The 25841-nt window shown below is 62.4% G+C and carries 28 protein-coding genes; 10 read left to right on the forward strand and 18 right to left on the reverse strand.

Features of this window, described 5'->3' with window-relative positions; genetic code table 11:
• Positions 1-12 precede the first annotated feature (12 nt).
• A complete protein-coding gene (locus KW842_RS05920) occupies positions 13-1002 on the forward strand; it encodes an ornithine cyclodeaminase family protein (RefSeq protein ID WP_218303183.1) in 990 nt (329 codons plus the stop codon).
• Here the strand turns inward: KW842_RS05920 and KW842_RS05925 are convergent.
• Both KW842_RS05925 and apbC read right to left on the reverse strand, forming a co-directional pair.
• A complete protein-coding gene (locus KW842_RS05925) occupies positions 999-1610 on the reverse strand; it encodes a TetR/AcrR family transcriptional regulator (protein WP_218303184.1) in 612 nt (203 codons plus the stop codon). The two genes, KW842_RS05920 and KW842_RS05925, sit on opposite strands and share 4 nt — an antisense overlap.
• The gene (gene apbC, locus KW842_RS05930) at positions 1610-2698 is read right to left on the reverse strand and encodes an iron-sulfur cluster carrier protein ApbC (RefSeq protein ID WP_218303185.1); all 1089 of its coding nucleotides are present in this window, start codon (positions 2696-2698) and stop codon (positions 1610-1612) included. Before apbC ends, KW842_RS05925 begins: the two co-directional genes overlap by 1 nt.
• Before the next feature lie 99 nt (positions 2699-2797).
• Between apbC and metG the strand changes: the two genes are divergently transcribed.
• From metG to KW842_RS05955, 5 genes are all read left to right on the forward strand, one after another.
• Positions 2798-4957, forward strand: coding sequence for a methionine--tRNA ligase (metG, locus tag KW842_RS05935; protein ID WP_229223532.1), 2160 nt, complete (start codon positions 2798-2800; stop codon positions 4955-4957).
• An 8-nt stretch (positions 4958-4965) separates the two neighbouring features.
• Positions 4966-5445 (forward strand): GNAT family N-acetyltransferase, encoded by a 480-nt coding sequence (locus tag KW842_RS05940; RefSeq protein ID WP_218303187.1) that lies wholly within the window; start codon positions 4966-4968, stop codon positions 5443-5445.
• A 79-nt stretch (positions 5446-5524) separates the two neighbouring features.
• Positions 5525-5989 carry a hypothetical protein gene (locus KW842_RS05945; RefSeq protein WP_218303188.1) on the forward strand — a complete coding sequence of 155 codons (465 nt, stop codon included), beginning with the start codon at positions 5525-5527 and terminating at the stop codon, positions 5987-5989.
• A gap of 89 nt (positions 5990-6078) precedes the next feature.
• Entirely contained in the window at positions 6079-6390 is a 312-nt protein-coding gene (locus tag KW842_RS05950; protein WP_218303189.1) for a hypothetical protein, read from the forward strand.
• An 11-nt stretch (positions 6391-6401) separates the two neighbouring features.
• Complete coding sequence (locus KW842_RS05955; RefSeq protein WP_218303190.1) at positions 6402-6722, forward strand: hypothetical protein; 321 nt, start codon at positions 6402-6404, stop codon at positions 6720-6722.
• A gap of 13 nt (positions 6723-6735) precedes the next feature.
• Here the strand turns inward: KW842_RS05955 and KW842_RS05960 are convergent, their stop codons facing one another.
• Positions 6736-8736, reverse strand: a complete 2001-nt coding sequence (locus tag KW842_RS05960) for a pyridoxamine 5'-phosphate oxidase family protein (RefSeq protein WP_218303191.1) — start codon at positions 8734-8736, stop codon at positions 6736-6738.
• Positions 8737-8738: 2 nt separating this feature from the next.
• On the reverse strand, positions 8739-9362 hold the full coding sequence (locus tag KW842_RS05965) for a glutathione S-transferase family protein (protein WP_218303192.1): 624 nt from the start codon (positions 9360-9362) through the stop codon (positions 8739-8741).
• A 107-nt stretch (positions 9363-9469) separates the two neighbouring features.
• Here KW842_RS05965 and KW842_RS05970 point away from each other — a divergent pair, with 107 nt between their 5' ends.
• Positions 9470-10378: a LysR family transcriptional regulator gene (locus KW842_RS05970; RefSeq protein WP_218303193.1), complete on the forward strand. Its 909-nt coding sequence runs from the start codon at positions 9470-9472 to the stop codon at positions 10376-10378.
• Here KW842_RS05970 and KW842_RS05975 read toward each other — a convergent pair.
• The gene (locus tag KW842_RS05975) at positions 10375-11289 is read right to left on the reverse strand and encodes a DMT family transporter (protein WP_218303194.1); all 915 of its coding nucleotides are present in this window, start codon (positions 11287-11289) and stop codon (positions 10375-10377) included. The genes KW842_RS05970 and KW842_RS05975 overlap by 4 nt on opposite strands.
• A 126-nt stretch (positions 11290-11415) precedes the next feature.
• On the opposite strand from KW842_RS05975, the gene KW842_RS05980 reads away from it, so the two are divergent.
• From KW842_RS05980 to panC, 3 genes are read left to right on the forward strand one after another with little or no spacing between them, the layout of a single operon-like run.
• Complete coding sequence (locus KW842_RS05980) at positions 11416-11625, forward strand: DUF3460 family protein (RefSeq protein ID WP_090177533.1); 210 nt, start codon at positions 11416-11418, stop codon at positions 11623-11625.
• A gap of 21 nt (positions 11626-11646) precedes the next feature.
• Positions 11647-12582 carry a ScpA family protein gene (locus KW842_RS05985; protein WP_218303195.1) on the forward strand — a complete coding sequence of 312 codons (936 nt, stop codon included), beginning with the start codon at positions 11647-11649 and terminating at the stop codon, positions 12580-12582.
• Positions 12583-12607: 25 nt separating this feature from the next.
• The gene (panC, locus tag KW842_RS05990; RefSeq protein WP_218303196.1) at positions 12608-13447 is read left to right on the forward strand and encodes a pantoate--beta-alanine ligase; all 840 of its coding nucleotides are present in this window, start codon (positions 12608-12610) and stop codon (positions 13445-13447) included.
• Here panC and KW842_RS05995 read toward each other — a convergent pair.
• The 13 genes from KW842_RS05995 to motA all read right to left on the reverse strand — a co-directional run bounded on the left by KW842_RS05995 (position 13444) and on the right by motA (position 25735).
• Complete coding sequence (locus KW842_RS05995) at positions 13444-13848, reverse strand: hypothetical protein (protein WP_218303197.1); 405 nt, start codon at positions 13846-13848, stop codon at positions 13444-13446. The two genes, panC and KW842_RS05995, sit on opposite strands and share 4 nt — an antisense overlap.
• A gap of 65 nt (positions 13849-13913) precedes the next feature.
• Positions 13914-15125 (reverse strand): EAL and HDOD domain-containing protein, encoded by a 1212-nt coding sequence (locus tag KW842_RS06000; protein WP_218303198.1) that lies wholly within the window; start codon positions 15123-15125, stop codon positions 13914-13916.
• Positions 15126-15225: 100 nt separating this feature from the next.
• The gene (cheY, locus tag KW842_RS06005) at positions 15226-15615 is read right to left on the reverse strand and encodes a chemotaxis response regulator CheY (RefSeq protein ID WP_008450066.1); all 390 of its coding nucleotides are present in this window, start codon (positions 15613-15615) and stop codon (positions 15226-15228) included.
• Between the two features lie 124 nt (positions 15616-15739).
• Complete coding sequence (locus KW842_RS06010) at positions 15740-16816, reverse strand: chemotaxis response regulator protein-glutamate methylesterase (RefSeq protein WP_218303199.1); 1077 nt, start codon at positions 16814-16816, stop codon at positions 15740-15742.
• An 18-nt stretch (positions 16817-16834) separates the two neighbouring features.
• A complete protein-coding gene (gene cheD, locus KW842_RS06015; protein WP_218303200.1) occupies positions 16835-17434 on the reverse strand; it encodes a chemoreceptor glutamine deamidase CheD in 600 nt (199 codons plus the stop codon).
• A gap of 8 nt (positions 17435-17442) precedes the next feature.
• Positions 17443-18309 (reverse strand): CheR family methyltransferase, encoded by an 867-nt coding sequence (locus KW842_RS06020; RefSeq protein ID WP_218303201.1) that lies wholly within the window; start codon positions 18307-18309, stop codon positions 17443-17445.
• Between the two features lie 42 nt (positions 18310-18351).
• Positions 18352-20076 (reverse strand): methyl-accepting chemotaxis protein, encoded by a 1725-nt coding sequence (locus tag KW842_RS06025; protein WP_218303202.1) that lies wholly within the window; start codon positions 20074-20076, stop codon positions 18352-18354.
• Between the two features lie 87 nt (positions 20077-20163).
• Complete coding sequence (locus tag KW842_RS06030) at positions 20164-20658, reverse strand: chemotaxis protein CheW (protein WP_218303203.1); 495 nt, start codon at positions 20656-20658, stop codon at positions 20164-20166.
• 12 nt (positions 20659-20670) lie between these two features.
• Positions 20671-22860, reverse strand: coding sequence for a chemotaxis protein CheA (gene cheA / locus KW842_RS06035; RefSeq protein ID WP_218303204.1), 2190 nt, complete (start codon positions 22858-22860; stop codon positions 20671-20673).
• A gap of 45 nt (positions 22861-22905) precedes the next feature.
• Positions 22906-23271: a response regulator gene (locus KW842_RS06040; protein ID WP_218303205.1), complete on the reverse strand. Its 366-nt coding sequence runs from the start codon at positions 23269-23271 to the stop codon at positions 22906-22908.
• A 34-nt stretch (positions 23272-23305) separates the two neighbouring features.
• Entirely contained in the window at positions 23306-23854 is a 549-nt protein-coding gene (locus tag KW842_RS06045; protein WP_218303206.1) for a chemotaxis protein, read from the reverse strand.
• A 23-nt stretch (positions 23855-23877) separates the two neighbouring features.
• Positions 23878-24837: a flagellar motor protein MotB gene (motB, locus tag KW842_RS06050; RefSeq protein WP_218303207.1), complete on the reverse strand. Its 960-nt coding sequence runs from the start codon at positions 24835-24837 to the stop codon at positions 23878-23880.
• Positions 24838-24874: 37 nt separating this feature from the next.
• Positions 24875-25735: a flagellar motor stator protein MotA gene (gene motA, locus KW842_RS06055; RefSeq protein WP_218303208.1), complete on the reverse strand. Its 861-nt coding sequence runs from the start codon at positions 25733-25735 to the stop codon at positions 24875-24877.
• Between the last annotated feature and the right edge of the window lie 106 nt (positions 25736-25841).

Raw genomic sequence — 25841 nt, forward strand, 5'->3', positions numbered from 1 at the left:
AATAAGCCAATCATGCCTCATCATGCCCAACTTTTACTGCTGGACCGCGATGCGATCGCCGGCCTGCTGACACCTGCGATTGCACTCGAAGCAGTGAGCACCGCATTCACACTGCGGGGCTCGGACCAGGGCCGCATCTTCCCGGTGGTGCGCGAGGCGCTGGCCACTGGCGGCGTGTTCGGCATCAAATCCGGCGATGTCGCCTCGCGCGATCTGCTGGGCTTCAAGGCGGCGGGCTTCTGGCCCAGCAACCGCGAGCTGGGCGGAGAGCCGCATCAGGCCACGGTTATATTATTCGATCCGGCCACAGGGCGGCCGCGCGCCATCCTTGACGGCAACGCCATCACCACCGTGCGCACTGCGGCCGCCGGTGAACTTGGCTTGCGCACGCTGGCGAGGCAGGACAGCGCATCCGTCTGCGTATTCGGCACTGGCGTGCAAGCCAGCGCGCAATTGGCGGCGGCATTGCGCGCCCTGCCCTCGCTGCGCGAAGCGCGCTATATCACACGCACCGGGCAGCCGGACGAGAACTTTGCAGCGCGCTACGCGGCGCTCGGCGCGCCGCACTGCACGCTGATCCACGCAGCCGATGCCGATGCGGCGGTGACCGCCAGCGATATCGTGATTACCGCGACGCCAGCGCGCGGACCGCTGTTCAGCGCCAGCGCCGTGCGCCCCGGCACGCACCTCAACTGCGTCGGCGCGGATACATGCGGCAAGCGCGAGCTGCCGGACGGCCTGTTACAGCGGGCGCAGGTGGTGGTGGACGATCAGACGCAGGCCAGCGCACTGGGCGAAATGCAATGGGCAAACGGTGTCGCTTGCATACAGCTCGGCCAACTGCTGACCGGCCGCACGGCATTCGCGCGCGCCGCCGGCGACATCACCGTATTCGACATGACCGGCCTGGCGCTGCAAGATCTGGTATTGGGAGAGTATCTGGAGAAGGCCGCGCGCCGCGCTGGCGTGGGCCTGAGCATCCCCTGGCCCTGGCAGGCTTAGGCCTCCAGGTAGCCGAAGGCGGCGGCGCGGACGCGGCGCGCCAGGTCGTCCGCATCGCGTTCGCCACGCTGGCCGGCGGCGTCCACCATCGCGCGGATGATGGCCAGCAGGTCGGCGGCGGCAAGCGCGCGGCGGGCTGAATCGCGCAGCTGCGGCGGCGCATCCGGCTTGTCCAGCACGATCAGCAGCAGCTCGCTGAAACTATGCGCGCCATCCTTGGCCGCGCGGATGTGCGGACGTTCTTCTTCCTGATCGAGCAGGCGCGCCAGCTGCGGGCGGCTTAGCTGCTGCTGCGCCGCCACGGCGATGAAGGCTGCCAGCGCCTCGCGCCATGACGGCAGCGCGGCAGCCGCTGCGGCAGCCGCGTGCGCGCTGGCTTCCTCGCGTATCAGCAAGGCCAGTGTCAACGCATCTTTATTGGGGAAATATTGGTACAGCGTGCCGATGCTCGCGCCAGCGCGCTGGGCAACGGCATTGGTATTGAAGCCTTCCAGTCCGCCCTCCTCCAGCACCAGCGCCGCCGCTTCCAGCAGCGCTTCCACCGTATGCGTGGAGCGGCGCTGGCGCGGCGCCTTGCGTACGCCGAGGACGGCGGACTGCCGGGACATCAGTCGTTTTTGACGACGATGGTCGGGAACTTGCTGGTCATATCCTTGGCTTTGTCGGACACCTGGATAGCCACCTTGCGGGCAATCGCCTTGTAGATCGCGGCGACCTGGCCATCCGGATCGGCCACCACGGTCGGCTTGCCGGCGTCGGCCTGCTCGCGGATCGCCATGGTCAGCGGCAGCGCGCCGAGGAAGTCCACATTGAAATCCTTGCACATCTTCTCGCCACCGCCGTGGCCGAAGATTTCTTCAGCGTGGCCGCAGTTGGTACAGATATGCACGCTCATGTTTTCCACGATGCCGAGGATAGGGATGCCGACTTTCTCGAACATCTTCAGGCCCTTGCGCGCGTCCAGCAGTGCGATGTCCTGCGGCGTGGTGACGATCACGGCGCCGGTGACCGGCACTTTTTGCGACAGGGTCAGCTGGATATCGCCGGTGCCTGGCGGCATGTCGACGATCAGATAATCCAGGTCGCGCCAGTTGGTCTGCTCCAGCAGCTGTTGCAGGGCCTGGGTGACCATCGGGCCGCGCCACACCATCGGCTCGTCCGGATCGATCAGGAAGCCGATCGAGGACACCTGCACGCCGTAGTTCTCCAGCGGCTCCATCGATTTGCCATCCTTGGTGATCGGGCGGCCTTTGACACCCAGCATCATCGGCTGCGATGGGCCATAGATGTCGGCGTCCAGCAGGCCGACCGACGCGCCTTCAGCGGCCAGCGCCAGCGCCAGGTTGACGGCGGTGGTGGATTTGCCCACGCCGCCCTTGCCCGAGGCAACCGCGATGATGTTCTTCACGTTCACCATCGGCTTCAGGCCGCGCTGCACGGTGTGCGCAATAATCTTGCTGAACACGCTGACACTGATATTGCCCACGCCGGGCAGGGTTTTCAGGCCGGCAATCACGCTGTTGCGGATGGCATCGATCTGGCTTTTGGCTGGGTAGCCCAGTTCGATGTCCAGCGAAATATCGCTGCCATCGACCTTGAGATTCTTGATAGCCTTGCCACTGACGAAATCCTTCGTTGTGTTTGGGTCAACAATTTTCGACAGGGCGGCCTTGACGTCTTCTACTGCGATGCTCATGTAACTCTCCGATAAATATGCCGTCATTCTAGCGCAAGCTGCGCAAGTGCCGCATCCGCTGTTAAAATGCCCCTTTTCCACCCACAAAGTGCAACAACCATGACTCGCAAGCTGTTCGTCACCACTGCCCTGCCCTACGCTAACGCCGCTTTCCATATTGGCCACATGATGGAGTACATCCAGGCCGACATCTGGGTACGGTTCCAGCGAATGCAGCGCGACAACGGTGCTGCGCGCGAAGTGCACTTTGTCGGCGCCGACGACACCCACGGCACGCCGATCATGATCGCTGCCGAGAAGGAAGGCATCACGCCACAGGAATTCGTGGCCAAGATCGCCGCTGGCCGCGCCCAGTACCTGGACGGCTTCCACATCGCTTTCGATAACTGGTACTCGACCGATTCGCCGGAAAACGTCGAACTGTCGCAAGGCATCTACCGCAAGCTGCGCGATGCCGGCCTGATTCAGACCAAGACCGTGGACCGCTTCTTCGACCCGGTCAAAGGCATGTTCCTGGCCGACCGCAACATCAAGGGCGAATGCCCGAAATGCGGCGCCAAGGACCAGTACGGCGACAACTGCGAAGTGTGCGGCGCGGCTTATCAGCCAACCGACCTGGTGAACCCGTTCTCGGTATTCACCAACGCCACGCCGGTGCTGAAGCCGTCGGAGCAGTATTTCTTCAAGCTGTCGGACAAGCGCTGCTACGAATTCCTGCGCGACTGGCTGAACACGCCTGGCCGCTTGCAGCCGGAAATGGTCAACAAAGTCTCCGAATGGCTGGGCGAAGCCGGCGAAAAGCTGGCCGACTGGGATATTTCGCGCGACGCGCCCTACTTCGGCATCCCGATTCCTGACGCACCGGGCAAATACTTCTACGTCTGGCTGGACGCGCCGGTCGGCTACCTGGCTTCGCTGAAAAACTACTTCAGCAAAAAAGGCCTGGACTACGACGCCTTCCTGCGCGATTCCAACACCGAGCAGATCCACTTCATCGGCAAGGACATCGTCTCCTTCCACCTGCTGTTCTGGCCGGCCATGCTGAAGTTTGCCGATCACCCGACCATCGACCGCATGCGCGTGGCGGTGCACGGCCACCTGACCGTCAACAACGAAAAAATGTCCAAGTCGCGCGGCACCGGCATCTCGCCGCTGCGCTACCTGAACCTGGGCATGAATCCGGAATGGCTGCGTTACTACATCGCCTTCAAGCTGAACTCCAAGGTGGAAGACCTGGACTTCACCGGCGAAGACTTCGTCGCACGCGTCAACTCGGACCTGATCGGCAAATACGTCAACATCGCTTCGCGTTGCGCCGGTTTCATCGCCAAGAAATTTGACGGCAAGCTGGCCGCCAGCCTGTCCGACAATGCGCAAGCCTGGATCAAGCGCGCGCTGGTGACGGCTGAAGGCGTCGAGCGTCAGGCCAATATCGCCGCCAATTTCGAGGCGCGCGAATTCGGCAAGGCGCTGCGCGAGATCATGGAAATCGCCGACATCACCAACCAGTACGTCGACGAGAACAAGCCGTGGATCCTGGCCAAGGATGAATCGAAAGTGGCCGAGCTGCACGACGTGTGCACCACCGCGCTGATCCTGTTCCGCCAGCTGACGCTGCTGCTGTCGCCGGTGCTGCCGGGCGTGGCCGCCAACGTCGCCAAGTTCCTCAACGACGAGCAACTGGTGTGGACCGATACCGATGTCGCCAGCGGCGTGGTGTCGAGCGCCATGCTGGGCCGTACCATCGGCGCCTACGCCCACCTGATGACACGCGTTGACGCCAAGATGATCGAAGACCTGTTCGACGCGCCGTCGTCCCAGCCTGCCGCTGCACCAGCCGTCAAGGCCGAGAAGCCGGCCAAGGCCAAGACCGCACCGGCCGTCGCCGTGACCGAAACCGGCATCGAAGTGATGGCGCCGGAAATCACCGTGGACGACTTCTTCAAGGTCGACCTGCGCATCGCCAAAATCGTCAACTGTGAACATGTCGAAGGCTCGGACAAGCTGCTGCGCCTGACGCTGGATGCCGGCGAAGGCCGCCACCGCAACGTCTTCTCCGGCATCAAGTCGATGTACCAGCCGGAAGACCTGATCGGCAAGCTGACCGTGCTGGTGGCCAATCTGGCGCCGCGCAAGATGAAGTTCGGCGTTTCGGAAGGCATGGTCATGGCCGCATCGGCTGCCGATGAGAAAGCCAATCCAGGCATCTACATCCTGAATCCATGGCCGGGCGCCGAGCCGGGCATGCGCATTCGTTAAGGACCGGCATGAACCTGAGGGTGCGCGAAGCAACAAAGGATGATGCCAAGCTGATCGCCGAGCTCACGCGCGCCGCGTGGGCCGGCAAGGTCAGCGTCACCTCCAGCGGCCACCGCGAAACCGCCGTCATCGTTGCAGAGCATCTGCGCGATGGCGGCGGTTTTGTTTTGGAGGTCGAAAACGAGGCGATCGGTTCGGTGCGCTGGCTGCCGCTGGATTCCGAGCAGGACATCTGGGAAGTGTGCCGCATGGGCGTACTGCCGGGACATCGCGGCAGCAATCTGTCGCAGCACCTGCTGGAAGCAGTGATCCATCACGGCCTGGCCGCCGGCGTGCAGGAAGTGCGCCTCGCGGTGCGCGCCGACCAGCCCAAGCTGATCGACTTCTATGCCGCCTACGAGTTCGAGCTGGCCGAGGAGCTGGAGTATTCGCACGCCAATCCGATGGAGCCAGCGCCGCTGGTCATGCGACGTCTGCTGCGAAACTGACACGCTCACGGGCGAAGCTCCTACGTCGCCGCTTGCCGGTGCGTGAAAAAATGTCTGCTCACTTACCAAGGAGACAGACATGAACACTCGACTGATCGCATTTTTCGCCGCAGCCTGCATGAGCACCGTCGCGGTAGCACAATCGACCCCGACCGGTTCCGGCCAGACCGGCACCGGACAAACCGGTAGCGGACAAACGGGCAGCGGGCAGACCGGCTCGGGCCAGATGGGGACGGGACAGACCGGCACCGGCCAAACCGGCACCAGCGGCCAGACAGGCACCAATCAGGCCGGCCAGAATCGCAGCGCCACCGATCTCCAAACGCATGGCAACACCACCGGCAACAACCGCAGCGGCAAGAACAACAACGCCAGCAATAACAACAACACCGACTGTATCGACGGCGACACCGACCGCAGCCGCACCACCGCCGGCACCGGGACTGGCACGGGTACCCGCAGCGGTTCCAACGCAACCGGCAACCGCATTGCCTGCGACAACAATGGCATGCGCAAGAACGACAATTCCGGCCAGGTGCGTTAATTCCTATGATCTGACCTGACGACGGCCTGTGCTCCTACGCAAGTAACAGGCCCGGCGTGGAACAATGGTGGCAATACAAGGAGCTCACCATGAACAAGAAACTTGCACTCTACGTACTGGCAGCATGCCTCGGCACCGGCGCTGGCGCCTACGCGCACCAAACCGATCCCGATCCATCGGTCAAGACCGGCGACGGCAAAGTAGCCCCAGCCAAGAAGAAGACCGATAAGTCGGACTGCACCACCATGCAAGGCGGCGTTGACGCCAGTGGCGGAGAGAACGTCGAGGCGCACGCCAAGACCGACAAGACCAAGGCGGACAACGCCTGCGGCAAACACAATGGCAAAGCCGCCGAACCGCACGCCGCCCCCACCACCCCTCACCCAGACGTGAAACGTTAAAGGAGTCCCTCATGAACAGCAAACTGATTGCAATCATCGCCGCCGCCTGCCTGAGCAGCGCCGCCATGGCCCAGACGCAGACTTCCGGCACCAGCAATACCGGCACGCCAGCCCAGGGGCAAAGCAACGCCACCAGCGGCGAGCAGCAAGCGACCACCATGCAGAACAACAGCAACCGTCAGAACACCGACGCCACCCAGTCCAGCAAGGACCGCAAGCAGGCGAAACGCGACAAAAACAAGGTCGACTGCAATACCGCGCATACCGACGGCGGCTCCACCGCGCCAGCCCACGCGCCGTGCGAAGACAAGACCGTCAAGTCCAAGCGCTAAGCTCTCGGCAGGCTTACAGCGCCAGCGTAAGCGGACCACCGTCCGCGCTGGGCACTGCGGAGCACAGCAGCACCTCGCCAGCGCCTGGCTCGTTACCGCAGACGCGGGTGTAGCTGACCGCACCACCCTCGACGCCAACCGCGCAGGAACCGCACAGGCCGGAACGGCAGCCGGACGGCGCTTCAATGCCGCTGGCTTCGGCCAGCTCCAGCAAGCTGCCATGCGTGCCATCCCAGCTAGCGTCCACGCCTGAGCGCACGAAACGCACCGGCACCGCTTGAATGGCCTGAGCCGGCGCGGCCTCGGCAGCCTTGTCTGCCGCCGTACCACGTCGCACGCTGGCCGGTCCAAACGCCTCGAAGCGGATGCGGGCATCGGCCACATTCAGCTTGCGCAGGCCGTCGTACATATCCTGCATGAAGCCCGCCGGACCGCACAGGTAAAAATCGTAATCATCGAACGGCAGCAGCTCCTTCAGCACTTCCATATTGAGCCGCTGCTGCTGCTGCACATGCACCGCCAGATTGCTATGTCCCATCGCCAGCGTTTGCAGATGCACGGCAAACGGATGCGCCACCTCGCGCGAACCATGGATGAAATAGATCGGATGCTTATGCCGCGTGCGGCTACCGTTGACCAGCAGTCCATTCAGCATGGCGATCATCGGCGTGATGCCGATGCCAGCAGACAGCATCACCACCGGGCGCTGCGTTCCCTCTTCAAAGGTGAAGTCGCCGCCAGGCCCCATCAGCTCGATCTGCGCGCCGGGCGACAGATGCGCGTGCAGCCATGACGACACCACGCCATCACGCTTGACGCTGATGCGATAGCGGCGCCCATCCGGCGCATCGGAAATGGTGTAGCTACGAATCTGCGACGCCGCGCCGCCAGTCGCCCATTCCGGCACGCGCAGCGAGATGAACTGGCCCGGCACATGCGAGGCCACGCCCATGCCATCGGCCGGCTCCAGATAAAAGGACTGCACATCGCTGCTCTCCCGAACCACATCGCTCACGGTGTAAGGACGCCAGCTGGTAGTTAGCGCGGCAGCGGCCTGCACGCGGTCCGCCTCGCCCCAGCTACCGGTGCGGGCGTTCTGCATCGCTGGCTTGGGTTCGGACCAGCGGAACGGCAGCGCGCCGATATTGCGCACCACTTCGCGGACATGGAAGCGCAGCAGCTTTTCCGCGCCGGCAAAGGCTTGCAGCTGCGGGCCGTCCCAGATGATCTCCCCTTCAACGGCAATATGCAGCATGTCGCCATTCTCAAAGTCGATGAACAACAAGCCTGCACGCGGATTGTTGAGCAGGTTGCCCATGGTATTGAAAAAATAATTGCCGACGAACTCGGGCGCGGTCAGCGTGCCTTCATCGTCCACCCGCACGAAACCTGGCCGGCCACCGCGGTGCGACACGTCCACGCCACGCCCTTTGCCTGCATCAGGCGCCAGATTGGCGCTGGCGATGAAAAAGGTGTCGGCGCGGGCGATCAGCTCACGATCGGCGGCGCTCAGCGCGACGCCGCGCAGCACCTGCACCTTGCGTCCATCGCCGGGCGCGGCGGTGTGCTGCCGATGCTGGATGTATTGCGGGCAATTGCCGAAGCTCTGCGTGACGCGGATGCGCGCCGCACCATCGTCCACCGCCACGATTTCACCGTTGACGCGGTTGCGGCGGCGTGTGGTGGGTTCCAGTCCCAGTCCGCCAATATGCGCACCGGGATGCAGTTGGCCTTCCAGCGGATCACCAGGCAGCATGCCGCCGCTGATATTCAGCGTGCGCGCATCCGGCGACACGATGAAGCCCGCATCGGCGGCCAGCATGGTCGCCCAAGGCTGGCCAGCGGTATCCAGCGCGCCCAGGAAAAAGAACGGCAGGCTGTGATAAAAATCGCGATGCTGCTCCGGCATGTAATCGCGTATGTATGCCGCCGCGCCAGCCATCTGCTCGCGCACACCCACGCGCTCCTGGATCGCCAGTTCACCGGCATGGAAAATCGAGGCGGCGGCATCCATGATTACACCTCCTCTGGAGCCAGGCCGGCCTGGGTCGCAGGCATCGCCACAAAGCCCGGCAGCGCGCGTACCTGATCCAGCCAGGCGCGGATGTTCGGGTATGGCTTCAGCGATACGCCACCTTCCGGCGCATGGGCGATGTAGCTGTAGCCGGCGACGTCAGCGATGGTGGCGTGCTCGCCGACCAGCCAGCGACGGCCTTGCAGTTCCTGTTCCATCACATCGAACAGGCGCACGGCGATGGCTTTGGCGGCGTCATGGTCGCGCGGCGCATTGAACACCGTGACCAGGCGCGCGGTGGCCGGGCCGTAGGCGATTTTGCCGGCGGCGGCCGACAGCCAGCGCTGCACTTGGGCGGCGGCCAGCGGATCGCGTGGCAGCCAGCGGCCATCGGCATCATATTTAGCGGCCAGATACACCAGGATGGCGTTGGAATCGGCCAGCGTCACCTCGCCGTCTTGCAGCACCGGAATTTCACCAAAGGCGTTCAGCGCCAGGAATGGCGGCTTTTTGTGCTCGCCGCTGGCCATATCGACCGCCACAAATTCGTGCGGCAAGTCCAGCAGATTGAGGAACAGCCGCGCGCGGTGGGAATGGCCGGAAAGTGGAATGCCGTACAGTTTCATGATGACTCCTGGTGAGTGAATGATGGAGCCAGTATAAGAAGACAATGTCGTGCTGATAAGCCGGACAAAAGAGGAATCATAGTCCACTTAAAGTGTACAATCTCGCCATGACTGATCTCAATGCCATCAATCTGAACCGTCTGACCACCTTTGTCGCCGTGGTGGAGGCCGGCTCGCTGACCGCCGCCGCCGAGCGCCTTGGGCTGGCCAAGTCTATGGTCAGCAAGCATATGCAGCTGTTGGAACAGGAAATCGGCGTCGGCCTGCTGCTACGCTCGACCCGCAAACTGAGCCTGACCGAAGCCGGGCGCAGCTTCTACGAGTCCAGCCGCCAGTTGCTGGCGGCGGCCGAGGCAGCAATTGAACAGGCGCGCAGCGGCAGCGACAGCCCGCAGGGAACGCTGCGCGTGGCCTGCCCGATCGACTATGGCTTGATGGTGGTGTCGCCGGTGCTGGCGCAATTGCGCGCCCGCTACCCGGCGTTGAAGATCGACCTGACCTGCGGCGAACAGCTCATCGACCTGATTGCCGAACGCATCGACGTCACGGTACGGCTGGGCAAGCTGGCGGATTCCGGCCACATGGCCGCGCGGGTCGACAAGCTGACCCACTTGCTGGTGGCCAGCCCGGCATGCATCGCCCGGCACGGCATGCCGGAGACGCCGGATGACCTGGCGGAGTTGCCCCATGTCGCGCTATCGGTGCTGGCACAGCCCAGCCAATTCAGGCTGACCAACCGCACCGGTCAGGTGGCGGACGTCCGCATGCGCAATACCGTTTTTTCCTCCAACACCGCCTACGCCAACCGCGCGGCCGCGCTCGGCGGCGACGGCGTGCTGCGCGCCACGCTGTTTTCAGTCAAGGAGGATCTGGAGGCGGGACGGCTGGTGCAGGTGCTGCCGGCGTGGTCGCTGCCGGAAAGCGACATCCACGCCGTCTACCCTGCCACCGCGCGCGTGCCGCAGAAGGTGCGGGTGTTTATCGACGCGCTGAAGGCACATACTGGCGGCGGCTAGCTGCGTCGGGCCGACACCACGATGCCGCCAACAATCAATGCGAACGCCACCGCATGGTAGCCGTGCGGCGCCTCGCCCAGGAAAGCCGCCGACAGCACGGCCGTGAACAGCGGCGTCAGGTTGACAAAGAACGAGCCGACAGACGGCCCCGCAGCGCGGACGCCGGCGCCCCAGCAGCCGAAAGCGACAATCGCCGGCCCGGTGGCCACATACAGCAGTGCCGCCGCCAGCGTCCAGCTCCACTGCACCTGCACCGCGCCCAGCGCCTGCTCGCCGATGGCGAAGCCGCCCGACCACAGCACGCCAAACGCCACCTGCGCCAGCAGGAAGCTGGCCCAGTTGGCGCGGATGCCGGCCGGTTCGGTGGTTCGCGTCAGCATCCAGCTGTAGAACGACCAGGCGATGGTCGCCAGTATCATGAACAGGTCGCCAGGCACCAACCGCAGTTCCAGTACATGCCGCCACTCGCCGCGCGCCAGCACCAGCAGCACGCCGGCAATCGACAGCACTGCACCTGCTACCTGCTTGCGGCTGACCGGCACGCCGAAAAACAGCCAGCCGGTCAGCAGCATCCACACCGGCATGCCGGACGCCACCAGCGTGACGTTGATTGGCGTCGAGCTTTGCAGGGCCATGTATTGCAGCGCGTTGTACATGCCGATGCCCAGCAGGCCGAGCATGGCGTAGGTTTTCCAGTGCTGCCACAGCCCTGCTTCACGGCGGAACACCGGGCCGGCCAGCGGCAGCAGGATGAAGAAAGCGATGCCCCAGCGCAGGAAATTGAGCAGCACCGGCGGCAGCAACTCGTGCACCAGGCGGCCGACGATGGTGTTGCCGGCCCACAGCAGCGGTGGCAAGGTCAGCAGGAAAATGGTGTGCGCGCTTAGCCGCGCGGTGGTCTTATCGCTCATTTTTGATATTCGTGCAACATTATTCACCAGAGCATACCCGATCCAGCCGGTGAGAAGCGATAGCAATAGCGTTGGAGCGCCGGGGCGCGGTAAAATAGCCGTTGCTGATCCACCCACTTAGATAATATGAAACTTTCTAAACAACATTCGATGTACGAGTCCGATCACACCCTGTTCATCAAGGCGCTGAAGGAAAAGAATCCGGGCATTGAAGCCGGCCAGCAACAAGGCCGTGCACTGCTGTGGGATCGTCCGGCCATTTCGCTGGATGAGCAGGAGCGTCAGCTGAAATCGGCTGTCAAGCAACAAGCCTACGTTTACCAGAACAAGGTTTAAGTCACACGCGGGGCGGCAAGGATGTTGCCAGAAGATACGGCTGACGCGCAGCCGCCAGTACCGGACGCCGAACCCGGCGCGCCGGACGACAGCGTCCATCCGTTCGCCGCAAGCGATGCATCAGCAGCCGATGCGGCAAGTGACGCCGCTGCTGAAGCTACCGCCGTGACGGCCGAAGTCTCCGCCTTGGCCCGCCTGTACGGCGAGCCGCTGCTAAAGCTGCCCACCGACCTGTACATCCCGCCAGACGCACTGGAAATCTTTCTGGACGCGTTTGAAGGTCCGCTGGACCTGCTGCTCTACCTGATCCGCAAGCAGAACTTCAATATCCTCGACATCCCGATGGCGCAGCTGACGCTGCAATACCTGAAGTATGTCGACCAGATCCGCCTGTCCAACCTGGAACTGGCGGCCGAATACCTGCTGATGGCCGCCATGCTGATCGAGATTAAATCGCGCATGCTGCTGCCGCAGCGCCAGGCCGACCTGGACGTGGAGGCAGACGACCCGCGCGCCGAGCTGGTGCGTCGCCTGCTGGAATACGAACAGATCAAGCTGGCCGCCTACGAGCTGAACGCCATTCCGCAAGTCGACCGCGACTTCGTCCGCACCGAGATCTTCATCGAGCAAAGCCTGGTGCCGACCTGGCCGGACGTGGTGGCCAGCGACTTGCAGCAGGCGTGGATGGACGTGATGAAGCGCGCCAAGCTGACCCAGCACCACAAAATCAGCCGCGAAGAACTGTCGGTGCGCGAGCACATGACCGGCATCCTGCGGCGCCTGCAATCGGCCCGTTTTGTCGAGTTTGCCGACCTGTTCGATGTGGCGGGCGGCGTGCCGGTGGTGGTGGTCAACTTTGTGGCGCTGCTGGAGCTGGCCAAAGAAACCCTGATTGAAATTACCCAGGCCGAACCGTTCGCACCGATTTACGTGCGGCTGGCCTACTCGCCGGCATAAGCCGGCAACAGAATGAGCTAACACCATGAAAATCATCACCTCGATTGAAGAATTGCGCGACCAACTCAGCGGCCAACTGCGCACCGCCTTTGTCCCGACCATGGGCAACCTGCACGAAGGCCACCTGTCGCTGATGCGCCTGGCGCGCAAGCACGGCGACCCGGTGGTGGCGTCGATCTTCGTCAACCGCCTGCAATTCGGCCCAAACGAGGACTTCGATAAATACCCGCGCACCTTCCAGGCAGACGTTGAGAAGCTGGAGAAGGAAGGCGTCTACGTGCTGTTCGCGCCGACCGAGAAGGACTTGTATCCGGAGCCGCAGGAGTACCGCGTGCAGCCGCCGGATGGCCTGGGCAATACCTTGGAAGGCGAGTTCCGTCCGGGCTTCTTCAACGGCGTGTGCACGGTAGTGACCAAGCTGTTCTCGTGCGTCCAACCGCGCGTGGCGGTGTTCGGCAAGAAGGACTACCAGCAGTTGATGATTGTGCGGAATATGGCGCGCCAGTTCGCCATGCCGACCGAGATCATCGCGGCTGAAACCTGGCGTGCGGAAGATGGCCTGGCGCTGTCGTCGCGCAATATGTATCTGTCGGAAACCGAGCGCACCGAGGCGCCGGCTTTGTACCGGACGCTGAATGCGGTGGCCGATGAGGTGCGCGCCGGTCATCTGGATGTGTTCCAGCTGGAGCACAAGGCAATGGATGAGCTGGCTAAGCGTGGCTGGCAACCAGACTACATCTCTATCCGCAAGCGCAACGACCTGCAACCGCCTAACGCCGGCGACCTGGCGCAAGGCACGCCGCTGGTGGTGCTGGCCGCCGCCAAGCTCGGCACAACCCGCCTGATCGACAACCTGGAAATTTAAGGCGGATTGCGCGCAGGTACGGCCGGCAGCACGGCTGCGCCCTGCGGCGTCAGCTGAATAATCACCGCCGGTGTGCTGATCGCCGGCGCTGGCTGAGGCTGCTGGTGCGGCAGCAGATTGACGATGGTGCCGACCGAGCCGACAAACAGCGCCACCATCGCGATCAGCAAGCCGGCAATCCACTTGATGATTTCCGCCTTCGCTGCTTCAACCGTAGTTGCAATCTTGAGGCCCAAGGCATCGAGTTGAGCTCCCATCGCCCTAAACTGGGCATCCACCGCATCAAATCTACCGTGCAGCGCCCCGACGCGCTCACCGGTTGACAGCCGCAGGTCATCCACGGCGGTGCGGAGGTCGCCCACCTTGTTGTCGATGTACTCTTTGTCGGAATTGGCGTTCATGATGAAGCATCATGCGCCGTGCAAGGCGTAGCGTCAAACGGCGCACGCAAGGTGTTTGAGATACCTCAAGCGGCGATGTTTTGCGCCCAGGCCAAAGCGGACAAGTGCGCGCGGTTGACCTCCAGCGGCCCCAGCTTGACCGCGCCGGCCAGTGAGGAGACCAGGTCGGAGCTGAGTTCGCAGGCCTCTGCCAGCGCCAGATAGGGGCCGTATTTACCGCTGCGCGTCAGCAGCGCGGCCACCACATCCTCGGACAGCTGGACATTGGCCAGCACCTCCTCCATCGGAATGCCCAGCAGCCGGTCCAGCAGCGAGAACATGCCGGCCACGAAAATGTTTTCCGCCTCCCCCTTGCCCAACGCCGCCTGCCCCAGCAGTTCGGCCAGGCGGCCACGCACCACCGCCGTTTCCAGCAGCACCGGCGAATAGCCCGAGGTGCTGGCGGTTGCCAGCAGTAGCGTCAGCCAGCGGTACAGCGGCGTATAGCCCAGCAAGGCCAGCGCCTGGCGCAGGGACTGCACCTCCCTGCCCGCGCCAAAGCCGGCCGAATTGATGAAGCGCAGCAGCTTGTACGACAGCGTCGCGTCGCGCTTCAGCACCGCCTCCAGCTGGGCGATGTCGGCGTTCTGCCGCACCATCTGCATCAGCTGCATGATGACGGCCTGGGCCGGATTCAGGCCCTTGGTGTCGGTGCTGGGACGCGGCGTCAGGTGCAGCTTGCCGACAAAGGCGTTCAGCCCCAGCGCCGCGCAGGCGTCAAAATCAGCCCAGTTGCTGACCGGACGGGCAATCATGCCCACCGTGGATTGCTTGAGCGCCGCGTACATGCGCGCCTGGGTGGCCACGTCGGCGCCGGAAAAGCGTACTTCCACATACGACGCCATGGTCGGCAGGCGTGCGCCGATGCGCGCCAGGTCGGCTTCGCGCAGCAAAATGCCGACGCCGCCCGCGCGCAAGCCCTGCACGGCGGCCATGGTATCGGGGTTGGCGAGTTCCACCGCCTTGATGGAAAGTACAGTGCGCTCCGGCGGCATGTCATACAGCGCGTCAGCCGACAGCATGTCGGGCACGGCTTCAAGGAAGAGGATTTTATCGCGGAGCAGCCAGCCATCGTCTTCGTCGTTGACCTGGCTGGCAACAAAGGCGATCAGCGAATCGAGTGCGTCGCGCAGTGAAGCGCTGGGGGTGGCGGACTGGCGCCAGGACAGCTCATACCCCACCACCCGCTGCTTCGGGTCCAGCAAGGGCTCACGGACGAGAAAATGGGTATGGTGCATCGCTTTATGTGGGTAGCCCGGCAGCGCCCGCGTCCGCGCGGCCAGCTTGCGGCGGGCAGATCCAGAAACGCCTGGCGTTTCTGGCGCCCGCAGCGGACGATCAAGCTCCGAGTTTTTCGAAGATCTTGTTCAGTTTTTCGTCCAGGGTGGCGGCGGTGAATGGTTTCACCACATAGCCGTTGGCGCCGGCTTGCGCCGCCGCGATGATGTTTTCCTTTTTCGCTTCGGCAGTCACCATCAGCACTGGCAGTTTGGCCAGGGCTGGATCGGCACGAATGTTCTGCAACATCGTCAGACCGTCCATATTCGGCATGTTCCAGTCGGACACGACGAAGTCGAAGGATTCTGCGCGCAGTTTCGCCAGCGCCATCACGCCGTCTTCTGCCTCGTCGACATTGGCATAACCCAGTTCTTTTAACAGATTCCGGACGATGCGACGCATCGTCGAAAAATCGTCAACAACTAAAAATTTCATCTTTGGATCAGCCATGAATTGCTCCGTTGATTCTCTACGCGGTTGTTAATAGTGCCTACAATTTGGCATTAAGTTGTAGGATAGCATTTTCGTTGCCTTAAGGCGAACAAAGTAGCAGTAAAACGTCACACTTGCACAATTAAACACGCAGCGCGCGCATGCCGTGTTGTGCCAGGTGGCCGAGCACCATGCCCGGCAACGCCTGCAGGGCGCCGACTTCATGCGCCGCCCCGACTGCAATCGCCTCGCGCGGCATGCCAAACACCACGCAACTTGCCTCGTCCTGGGCAAAATTATACGCCCCGGCATTGCGCATCTCCAGCATGCCGGCCGCGCCATCCTTGCCCATGCCGGTCAGGATAACACCAACCGCATTCTTGCCGGCCGCCTGCGCTGCGGAACGGAACAACACATCCACCGACGGACGGTGACGGTTGACCGGCTCAGCCTGGTCGATGCGGGTCATATAATTGGCGCCGCTACGGGTCAGGTACAGGTGCGAGTGGCCTGGCGCGATATAGGCGTGGCCCGGCAGCACCCGTTCATTGCCCTGTGCTTCCTGCACCGAAATCTTGCACAGCGAATCGAGTCGCTTGGCGAACGAGCGGGTAAAGCCTTCCGGCATGTGCTGGGTAATCAGGATGCCAGGACAGTCGGACGGCATCTGCATCAGGAACTCGCGGATCGCCTCGGTGCCGCCGGTGGAGGCGCCAACGATGATCAGTTTTTCCGACGACAGCAGCGGGTTGCGCAGCGCCGACAGCGGCGTCGCGGCATGGCCTTCGGCGCCCGGCTGCGGCAGGCGGCGCGCCTGCACGCGTGCCTTGGAGGCGGCGCGGATCTTGTCGGTGATCAGTTCGGTGTACTCGCGCATGCCGGCCTGGATCGAAATTTTCGGCTTGGTCACAAAGTCCACCGCGCCCAGCTCCAGCGCGCGCATGGTGATTTCCGAGCCGCGCTCGGTCAGCGACGACACCATCACCACCGGCATCGGGCGCAGGCGCATCAGTTTTTCCAGGAAGTCGAGGCCATCCATTTTCGGCATTTCCACGTCCAGCGTCAGCACGTCGGGATTGGTTTGTTTGATCAGCTCGCGGGCGACCAGCGGATCGGGCGCCGCGCCGACCACTTCCATGTCGGGTTGGGAATTGATGATCTCGCTCATGACGCTGCGGATCAGTGCGGAGTCGTCGCACACCAGGACTTTGATCTTCATAAAATACTTTCTTGTTATTTAAAACAGATCGATCTCGCCAGCCACAGGCGCCACCTTGAGGCGGCTGGCGTATTCGATTTCCCGCTTGACCAGGGTATCGTTATGGCTTTGCATCAGTTTCTTGACCAGCACCTTGCCGGTGCGCGGGAAGAAATACACTTTGCGCGGGTAGATATCATTCAAGTCTTCCGCCACCACCCTGATCCGTTCCACTTTCAAAAAATTCAGCACAAAAGCCGCATTGCGCTCGCCGACGTTAATGGCCGTGAAGCCCTTCAATACGGCGCCACCGCCAAATACCTTGGCTTCAAGGTTCTCGCGCTTGGCGCCGGCCTTGAGCAGATCGTTAATCAGGATCTCCATGGCATACGTGCCATAACGCGCCGAAGCCGACACCGGGCTGCCATTGTCGCCGCCACCGTCCGGCAGCATGAAGTGGTTCATGCCGCCCAGGCCGGTGGTGCGGTCGCGGATGCAGGCCGACACGCACGAGCCCAGCACGGTGACGATCAACATATCCTTGTTGGTGTGATAATACTCACCAGGCAGGATCTTGGCGGCCTGACAGTCGAACGTCCGGTCGTAATAGACGTTGGTGGCAAATTGTTCGAGGTCCATGTTTTCTCTCAGCTGCGGTGCGGCGGTGCTTTACGGGCGGCCGAGCTATCGTCCAGCTCGTAGACGGTCTTGCCGCGCAGTTTCAACGACTCCGAGACATACAGGAAGTTCTCCGAGTGCCCAGCGAACAGCAGCGCATCCGGTTTCATCAACGGCACAAAGCGCGACAGGATCTTGCGCTGGGTCGCCTTATCGAAGTAAATCATCACGTTGCGGCAGAAAATCGCGTCGAACTGGCCGCTGATGGGCCAGCTGTCCGCCAATAAATTCAACTGCTTGAACGTTATCATATTACGCAATTCCGGCCTAACGCGGGCCATGCCCTCGCGGTCGCCCTTGCCTTTGAGGAAGAAGCGGCGCTGGCGCTCGGGCGACATCTTGTCCAGCCGGTCCATGCCGTACACGCCGTTGGCGGCGGTGGCCAGCACATTGGTGTCGATGTCGGTGGCAACGATCTGCACGTTCGGCGTCAGCGTGTTGAAGGCTTCGCAGACGGTCATCGCGATCGAGTAGGGTTCCTCGCCGGTGGAGCTGGCCGAGCACCAGATGGTCAGCGGCTCGCGCTTGCCCTTGACGTGATCGGCCAGCAGCGGGAAGTGGTGGGCTTCGCGGAAGAACGAGGTCAGGTTGGTGGTCAGCGCGTTGGTGAACAACTCCCATTCCTCGCCCAGGCGGCCGGCTTCCAGGTCGTCGAGGTATTTGGCGAACGAGTCGATGCCAGTGGCGCGCAGACGACGCGCCAGCCGGCTGTAGACCATCTCCTGCTTGCTGTCCGCCAGCGAAATGCCGGCGCGCTTGTAGATCAGGCCACGCACCCGCTCGAAATCGCGGGCGTTAAAGTCAAATTCTTTGACGGTGTCTTTTGATTGCGGCATATGTTAAATCCTCTCTATGTGCTAACTATGCCAACGTACAGCTTAAAACTCTTCCCACTCATCGGCGCCCGAGGACGCTGGAAGGGATTTTTTCGGCGCGGCTGGCTTGGCGGCCGGCTTCCGGGCAGCGGTGGCGATTGCCGGCGCAGCAGCAACGGCCGGCTTGGCCGCCACCACCGTGCGGCGTGGCGCCGGCGTCACTGCGCGGCGCACACCCGCGTCATGCGACAGCTTGAAAATGCTGACCGCCTGCGACAGCAACTCCGCCTGCTCCTGCATGCTTTCCGCCGCAGCCGCAGCTTCTTCCACCAGCGCCGCATTCTGCTGCGTCATCTCGTCCATCTGCGAAATCGCCTGATTGACTTCCTCGATACCGTTGCTCTGCTCCTGCGTCGCCGCCGTGATCTCGCCCATGATATCGGTCACCTGGCGGATCGAGGTCACGATCAGATCCATGGTCTGGCCAGCCTCGTCCACCAATTTGCTGCCGGCGTCGACTTTTTCCACCGAGTCGGTAATCAGTTCCTTGATTTCCTTGGCCGCGCCCGCCGAACGCTGCGCCAGATTGCGCACTTCCGACGCCACCACCGCGAAACCACGCCCTTGTTCACCGGCGCGCGCCGCTTCCACCGCCGCATTCAGCGCCAGGATATTGGTCTGGAAGGCGATACCGTCGATCACCGAAATAATGTCGGCAATCTTGCGCGACGATTCGGTGATCGAGCCCATGGTGTGCACCACTTGCGACACCACCTGGCCACCCTTCTCCGCCACCGACGACGCCGACACCGCCAGCTGATTCGCCTGGCGCGCGTTGTCCGCATTCTGTTTCACCGTCGAAGTCAGTTCTTCCATCGACGATGCGGTTTCCTCCAGCGAGCTGGCCTGCGATTCGGTACGCGCCGACAAATCGGCATTGCCCGAGGCAATCTCCTGCGACGCGGTCGAGATCAGCTCGGTACCGGTGCGTACATCGCCCACCGTCTTGGCCAGGCTTTCATTCATGTCCTTCAGCGCCTGCAGCAGCTCGCTGGTTTCGTCCTGTCCTTCCACCTGCACATGCGAAGTCAGTTCGCCGGCCGCGACTTTCTGCGCCACGCCCACCGCGCCCGACAGCGGCACGGTAATCGAGCGGGTGATCACCGTAGCGCAAGCCACGCCCAGCACCACCGCCACGCCGCCCAGTACGAACAGCACCACCATCAGGCTGCGGTCGGCAGTGACCGAACCGTCCATCACTTCCTCGGCATTGGCCTGCTGCATCTCCACCAGCTTGTTGATCAGCGCCAGCGTCTGCGTGTTCAGCGGATCGATGCGGCCCGAAATCACCTTGGCGCCGCCTTCGCTGTTGAACGCCAGGATCTGCCCGATCGCGTCCTTGAACGCGGCGTCGGTGTCGGCGTCCAGCGCCGCCAGCTGCGCCAGCACTTTCTGCTCGGCGTCGTTCAGGCCCTGCGCCTTCAGCGCATTCAACGCCTTGTCGTAGCGCGCGCGCTGGTCCTTGACCTTCTGCTCTTCCTTCTGCATCAGACTCACGTCCGATTGCAGGCCGATATTACGCATGGCGATGCCGGTTTCCAGCATCGCGCTTTTCATCGTGCCGGCCTGGAGATTCTTGGTGGTTGCTGTGGCCAATCCCTTGGTCAGCTTGTTCTTATTGCTGTAGTTAAGGTAATTGGTCATCAGCACGATCACCACCAGGATCAGCAAAATGATGCCGAAGCCGATGCGCAGCCGCGCGCCGATCTTGAAATCGCGTAAATTCATGTGTTGCTCCCCTCTTGCTTTATCGTCGTGTGTACGGCGCGCCCTTCTTTTTGGGGCGCATCCTTGCTACTGCAGCTGCGGCGCGGTTTAGGCCGCCAGCTGGTCGATCAGGCCCATGTCCGGGCTCGACATCAGTTTGTCGATGTCCACCAGGATCAGCATGCGCTCATCGATGGTGCCCAGGCCGATCATATAATCGCTGCTGAAGGCGGTGCCCATTTCCGGCGCCGGCTTCACTTGTTCGGCGGTCAGCGTGGTCACGTCCGACACCGAATCCACCACCATGCCGACCACGCGGCCGTTGATGTTGAGGATGATCACCACGGTGAACTGGTCATACACCGGATCGCCCAGGTTGAACTTGATGCGCATGTCCACCACCGGGATGATGATGCCGCGCAGGTTGATCACGCCCTTGATGAACTCGGGCGCATTGGCGATGCGGGTCACCGCCTCATAGCCGCGGATTTCCTGCACCTTCAGGATGTCGATGCCGTATTCTTCGGCACCCAGCTTGAAGGCCAGGTATTCGTGGCCGGCGATGTCGGCGGCGTGTGCCGTAGTGGATTGGATCTCTGCCATGTTGGCCCCCTATCAAGAAAAAATCGATTCGTCGGCCAGTTGGCGCGACGAGCGTATCAATGCGGCGACGTCCAGGATCAGCGACACGCCGCCGTCGCCGAGAATGGTGGCGCCGGAAATGCCGGCCACCTTGCGGTAATTCGACTCCAGGTTTTTGACCACCACCTGCTGCTGGCCGACCAGCTCGTCAACAAACAGGCCGGCCTTGCGGCCATCGGTTTCGACGATGATGACAATCCCCTTGCACGGATCGTCGAAGCGCGGCGTGATGTCGAACATCTGGTACAGCGGCACCAGCGGAAGGTACTCGCCGCGTACCTTGATGACCCGGCCCTTGCCGCTGATTTCCTTGACGTCTTCCGGCACCGGTTGCAGCGATTCGATCACAAAGCCCAGCGGCAGGATGTAAATCTCGTCGCCGACGCGGATCGACATGCCGTCCAGGATCGCCAGCGTCAGCGGCAGCGAAATCGAAATGGTGGTACCAAAGCCCTTGGCCGAACGGATCTCGACCACGCCGCCCATGGCGGTGATATTCCGCTTGACCACGTCCATGCCGACGCCGCGGCCGGACACGTCGGTAACCACGTCGGCGGTGGAGAAGCCGGGCGCGAAGATCAGCTGCCAGACTTCGGCGTCGCTCATGGTATCGCTGACCGCCAGCCCGTTCTGCTGAGCCTTGGCCAGGATGCGTTCGCGGTTCAAGCCGCCGCCGTCATCCGATACCTCAATGATGATATTGCCGCCTTGGTGCGATGCCGACAGGAACAAGCGCCCTGCGTCGCTCTTGCCGCCGGCGCGGCGCACCTCCGGCATCTCGATGCCGTGGTCGATCGAATTGCGCACCAGGTGGGTCAGCGGATCGACGATGCGCTCGATCAAGCCCTTGTCCAGTTCGGTCGCGGCGCCATTGGTGATGAAATCGACCTTCTTGCCCAGCTTGTGCGCCAGGTCGCGCACCATGCGCGGGAAGCGCGAAAACACGAAGTCCATCGGCATCATGCGGATCGACATCACCGCTTCCTGCAGGTCGCGGGTGTTGCGGGTCAGCTGGCTGACGCTGTTCAGCAGGCGCTCGTGCACCATCGGGTCGAGCGTATCGACACGCTGCTCGATCATCGCCTGGGTGATCACCAGCTCGCCGACCAGGTTGATCAGCTGGTCGACTTTTTCGATCGACACGCGGATCGACGACGATTCGGCGCCGGCGTGCGCTGGCGCCTTCTCTTTTTCCTTTTCTTCTTTCTTGACGACCTTCTTCTCTTCCTCGGCTGGCGGGGTCTCGATGACGATGCCGGCGGCGGCGCGGATCTGTTCGACCGGCTGGAAGAAGCCATAGCCTTGCGCATCCTCGGACGCGGCGCTGGCGTTGGCGCGGATTTCATCCAGCGGCTGGAAGAAGCCATAGCCTTGGCCCGAGGCGGTGGCCGGTTTCAGTTCGGTGGTATCGAAGAAGCCATAGCCCAGGTCAGCTTCGACCTGGTCGCGCGCGGCCTTCTCTTTTTGCGCCTGCGCATCGTCCAGCGCCGGCAGTTCGGTGACTTGCATCTCGTCCGGATTCAGCACGAAGGAGCAGATGGCGATGATGTCGTCCAGGCTCTCGTGGGTGGTGACCAGCATCGCATTGCGGTCCTTGTCCAGCGGGGTGATCGAGACGTGGCCCATCAGGCCCAGTTCCTCGCCCAGCGCCTGCACTTCGCGGTGCGCCATGGCCGGCAGCTCCAGCCGGTAGCGGCGTCCGCCGATGTGATCGACCTGCTTGGTTTCCACTGCGTTATAGGCCGGCGCGACGGGCGCCAGCGCCACCACCGGCACATCCTGCGCCAGCGATTGCAGCATCATGCGCACGTCGCCGACCGCGTCCTGGTCAACTTCGCTGCCCAGACGGTGGCCGTCCAGCTGCATCTTGAGTATGTCCTTGGCGGCCAGGAAGGCGTCCACATGCTCGCCGGTCAGCGCCATCTCGCCTTTGCGGATGCGGTCCAGCAGGGTTTCCAGCACGTGCGTGATCTCGCTCATGTCGGTCACGCCAAAGGTCGACGCGCCCCCTTTGACCGAGTGGGCGGTGCGGAAGATCGCGTTCAGATCCTCGGCGTCAGGCGACTCCACATCGACGGCCAGCAGCAGCCGCTCCATTTCAGCCAGCAGCTCCTCAGCCTCATCGAAAAAGACCTGATAAAACTGGCTTATATCGATGGTCATGGTGATACTCCGTAACGTTCGCTTCGCATCATTGCGCGCCCTATATCAGCCGATGACCTTTTTGACGACCTCGATGAGCCGCTGTGGATCGAAAGGCTTGACCAGCCAGCCATTGGCGCCGGCGGCGCGGCCCTTGGCTTTCATCTCGTCGGACGATTCGGTAGTCAGCATCAGGATAGGGGTCTTGGCGTAGCTCGGCAGTTCGCGCAGCAGCGCGATCAGTTGCAGGCCGTCCATGCGCGGCATGTTCTGGTCGGTGAGCACCAGATCGACGTTCTGCAGCTTGGCTTTTTCCAGGCCTTCCTGGCCGTCCACCGCCTCCACCACCTGGTAGCCGGCAGCCTTCAGGCTGAAAGCCACCATCTGGCGCAGGGAGCTGGAATCATCAACTGCAAGTATAGTCTTAGCCATCTTATTCTCTCTTGTAAATCACGTTGTTTAGGTGTTAGAACAGCTCGATGTCGCCGCTTTCCAGGTGCTGCTGACTGACCGCCTTGCGCAGCACGCTGCGCAATTCCAGACTCTGTATCGCCAGCGCCATGCTGACCTTGCCCAGCAGCTCGACGATCTGCTCGTTATCGCTCTCGGGCAGCATTTCCGCGCCATGCGCGCCCAGCGTGCCGAGGAATTCGCGCAAGCCGGTGACCCGTTTCAGGGTGCGGTCCAGCAGCTGGCTGGTCATGTCCTGGAACTGCAGACTGGTGATGGCGGCGTTGACATAGTTGCCCACCTGGCCTTGCAGCGCTTCCAGCTGCGCGCGCTGCTCGGGCGTCACCGTGCCGCCGTCCAGCAGCAGCTGGATGGTGGCCTGCTCCGCCTCCACCGTCTGGTGGATGGCCATGAAGTTGTAGGACAGCTTTTCTATCGCTTCCTCCAGCAGCAGGCCAGTCTGGATCAGGTCGGTCTCGACTTCGGTCAGATGCCGGCGGCCATGGTCAGACACGCCGGACAGCAGGCGCTTGACATGGGAACCCAGAATTTTTTTTCTCGTCATAACAGTCTCGTTCTTTACTACTCTTATTTGCGTACCGGCGGGCCGGCAGGCCGCGCGGCAGGCGCGGCGGCGGCGGCGCCGATGGCGGCCGCGTCGTCGGTGTCGCCGACCTCGATCTTGCGGCCGTCGCGCAGCACACTGTCTTCGGCGCGGCGGTTCATCACCACGATACTGATGCGGCGGTTGATTGGATTGAACGGATCGGCCTTGTCGAGGTTGATGGCCGAGGCCAGCCCGACCACACGCAGCATTTTGCTATCCTGCATGCCGCCAGCGATCAGCTCTCGGCGCGAGGCGTTGGCGCGGTCGGCCGACAATTCCCAGTTGCTGTAGCCCGCGTCGCTCATATATGGCGTGGAATCGGTGTGGCCGGACAGCGTGATGCGGTTTGGCACGTCGTTCAGCACGAAGCCGATCTCATGCAAAATTTCCTTGGTGTAGGGTTGCAGCTCGGCCTTGGCCAGCGCGAACATCGGGCGGTTTTGCTCGTCGACGATCTGAATCCGCAAGCCTTCACTGGTGATATCCAGCAGCAGCTGTTCCTTGTATTTCTTCAGCAGCGGATTAGCCTCGATCTTGTTCTCGATGCGCTCCTTGAGGTTTTGCAGGCGCTGGTTTTCTTCCGCTTCCAGCGCGGCCTTGGCGGCGGTCAGGTTATAGGTTTTCTTGACCTGCGGGTCGTCGCTGGCCTTGACCTGGCCGTCGGTGCGGGTCAGGTCCTTGCCGCCGCCCTTCAGGATCGACGAGCTGTCGCCGCTGCCGGAACCGCCGGACATGGCCACTTTCAGCGGTGTCTTGAAGTATTCGGAAATGCCGTTCAGGTCGCCCTTGGTGGTTGAACCCAGCAGCCACATCAGCAGGAAGAAGGCCATCATCGCCGTCACAAAGTCGGCGTAGGCAATCTTCCAGGCGCCGCCGTGGTGGCCGCCGCCATGCTTCTTGATGCGCTTGACGATAATCGGCCGCAGGCCCTCTTCAGCCATGATTCATCCTTAAACAATAGAGTGTGCGCTGCATGGCTTACTTCGACTTGGATTTCTTGATGTGGTCTTCCAGCTCGTTGAAGGTCGGGCGCTCGGTCGAGTACAGCACTTTACGGCCGAATTCCACCGCCAGCGCCGGCGCGTAGCCATTCAGGCTGGCCAGCAGCGTGACTTTCACGCACTGGTACATCTTGGTCGACTCTTCCAGCTTCTGCTCCAGCAGGCTGGCCAGCGGACCGACGAAACCATACGCCAGCAGAATACCGAGGAAGGTGCCGACCAGCGCGTGCGCGATCAGGATACCCAGCTCGGCCGGCGGCAGGCCCACCGATTCCATGGTGTGCACCACCCCCATCACCGCCGCCACGATACCGAAGGCCGGCATGCCGTCGCCCAGGCGGGCAATCGCGTGGCCGGGCGCGGCGCCTTCGTGGTGGTGGGTTTCAATCTCGATGTCCATCAGGTTCTCGATCTGGAACGCATCCATATTGCCGGACACCATCAGGCGCAGGTAATCGGTCATGAATTCCACGATGTGATGGTCTTCCAGCACGGTCGGGTATTTGCTGAACAGCGGGCTTTGCTCGGGGCTATCGATATCGCCCTCGATCGACATCAGGCCCTCTTTGCGGACCTTGGACAGCACGTCGAACAGCAGCGACATCAGCTCCATGTACAAGTCTTTGGTGTAGCGCGAGCCCTTGAAGATGGTCGGCAGCGCGGCCGTGGTCGCTTTCAGCGTCTTGCCGTTGTTACCAACCAGGAAAGCACCGAACGCGCCACCACCGATCATGACCAGCTCCAGCGGTTGAAACAGCGCGGCCAGATGCCCGCCGCCCATGGCATAGCCGCCAAACACGCCGACGCAGACCACCACATATCCGATAATGACTAACAAGTGCGCTGACTCCCCAGAGCAAAAATCGGCCAAATGTTACGCTATGGCCAGATTTTTTAAAGAATTTACATATAGAACTACAATAGCCTGACTAGGGGGGGACGGG

Source organism: Duganella sp. sic0402, assembly GCF_019219065.1.
In the GTDB taxonomy this organism is placed as follows: domain Bacteria; phylum Pseudomonadota; class Gammaproteobacteria; order Burkholderiales; family Burkholderiaceae_D; genus Rugamonas.

Bases quoted from the DNA above. Each gene is read 5' to 3' on its own strand.
- cheA (WP_218303204.1), bottom strand. From the start codon at position 22,860: ATGACCATCGATATAAGCCAGTTTTATCAGGTCTTTTTCGATGAGGCT.
- cheD (WP_218303200.1), bottom strand. From the start codon at position 17,434: ATGGACCTCGAACAATTTGCCACCAACGTCTATTACGACCGGACGTTC.
- KW842_RS06025 (WP_218303202.1), bottom strand. From the start codon at position 20,076: ATGAATTTACGCGATTTCAAGATCGGCGCGCGGCTGCGCATCGGCTTC.
- KW842_RS06030 (WP_218303203.1), bottom strand. From the start codon at position 20,658: ATGGCAGAGATCCAATCCACTACGGCACACGCCGCCGACATCGCCGGC.
- motB (WP_218303207.1), bottom strand. From the start codon at position 24,837: ATGGCTGAAGAGGGCCTGCGGCCGATTATCGTCAAGCGCATCAAGAAG.
- apbC (WP_218303185.1), bottom strand. From the start codon at position 2,698: ATGAGCATCGCAGTAGAAGACGTCAAGGCCGCCCTGTCGAAAATTGTT.
- KW842_RS06000 (WP_218303198.1), bottom strand. From the start codon at position 15,125: ATGCACCATACCCATTTTCTCGTCCGTGAGCCCTTGCTGGACCCGAAG.
- KW842_RS06020 (WP_218303201.1), bottom strand. From the start codon at position 18,309: ATGCCGCAATCAAAAGACACCGTCAAAGAATTTGACTTTAACGCCCGC.
- KW842_RS05975 (WP_218303194.1), bottom strand. From the start codon at position 11,289: ATGAGCGATAAGACCACCGCGCGGCTAAGCGCGCACACCATTTTCCTG.
- panC (WP_218303196.1), top strand. From the start codon at position 12,608: ATGAAAATCATCACCTCGATTGAAGAATTGCGCGACCAACTCAGCGGC.
- KW842_RS05980 (WP_090177533.1), top strand. From the start codon at position 11,416: ATGAAACTTTCTAAACAACATTCGATGTACGAGTCCGATCACACCCTG.
- KW842_RS05950 (WP_218303189.1), top strand. From the start codon at position 6,079: ATGAACAAGAAACTTGCACTCTACGTACTGGCAGCATGCCTCGGCACC.
- KW842_RS05945 (WP_218303188.1), top strand. From the start codon at position 5,525: ATGAACACTCGACTGATCGCATTTTTCGCCGCAGCCTGCATGAGCACC.
- KW842_RS05940 (WP_218303187.1), top strand. From the start codon at position 4,966: ATGAACCTGAGGGTGCGCGAAGCAACAAAGGATGATGCCAAGCTGATC.
- metG (WP_229223532.1), top strand. From the start codon at position 2,798: ATGACTCGCAAGCTGTTCGTCACCACTGCCCTGCCCTACGCTAACGCC.
- KW842_RS05965 (WP_218303192.1), bottom strand. From the start codon at position 9,362: ATGAAACTGTACGGCATTCCACTTTCCGGCCATTCCCACCGCGCGCGG.
- KW842_RS05995 (WP_218303197.1), bottom strand. From the start codon at position 13,848: ATGAACGCCAATTCCGACAAAGAGTACATCGACAACAAGGTGGGCGAC.
- KW842_RS05970 (WP_218303193.1), top strand. From the start codon at position 9,470: ATGACTGATCTCAATGCCATCAATCTGAACCGTCTGACCACCTTTGTC.
- KW842_RS05925 (WP_218303184.1), bottom strand. From the start codon at position 1,610: ATGTCCCGGCAGTCCGCCGTCCTCGGCGTACGCAAGGCGCCGCGCCAG.
- KW842_RS06010 (WP_218303199.1), bottom strand. From the start codon at position 16,816: ATGAAGATCAAAGTCCTGGTGTGCGACGACTCCGCACTGATCCGCAGC.
- KW842_RS06045 (WP_218303206.1), bottom strand. From the start codon at position 23,854: ATGACGAGAAAAAAAATTCTGGGTTCCCATGTCAAGCGCCTGCTGTCC.
- KW842_RS05920 (WP_218303183.1), top strand. From the start codon at position 13: ATGCCTCATCATGCCCAACTTTTACTGCTGGACCGCGATGCGATCGCC.
- KW842_RS06040 (WP_218303205.1), bottom strand. From the start codon at position 23,271: ATGGCTAAGACTATACTTGCAGTTGATGATTCCAGCTCCCTGCGCCAG.
- KW842_RS05985 (WP_218303195.1), top strand. From the start codon at position 11,647: ATGTTGCCAGAAGATACGGCTGACGCGCAGCCGCCAGTACCGGACGCC.
- KW842_RS05960 (WP_218303191.1), bottom strand. From the start codon at position 8,736: ATGGATGCCGCCGCCTCGATTTTCCATGCCGGTGAACTGGCGATCCAG.
- KW842_RS05955 (WP_218303190.1), top strand. From the start codon at position 6,402: ATGAACAGCAAACTGATTGCAATCATCGCCGCCGCCTGCCTGAGCAGC.
- cheY (WP_008450066.1), bottom strand. From the start codon at position 15,615: ATGGCTGATCCAAAGATGAAATTTTTAGTTGTTGACGATTTTTCGACG.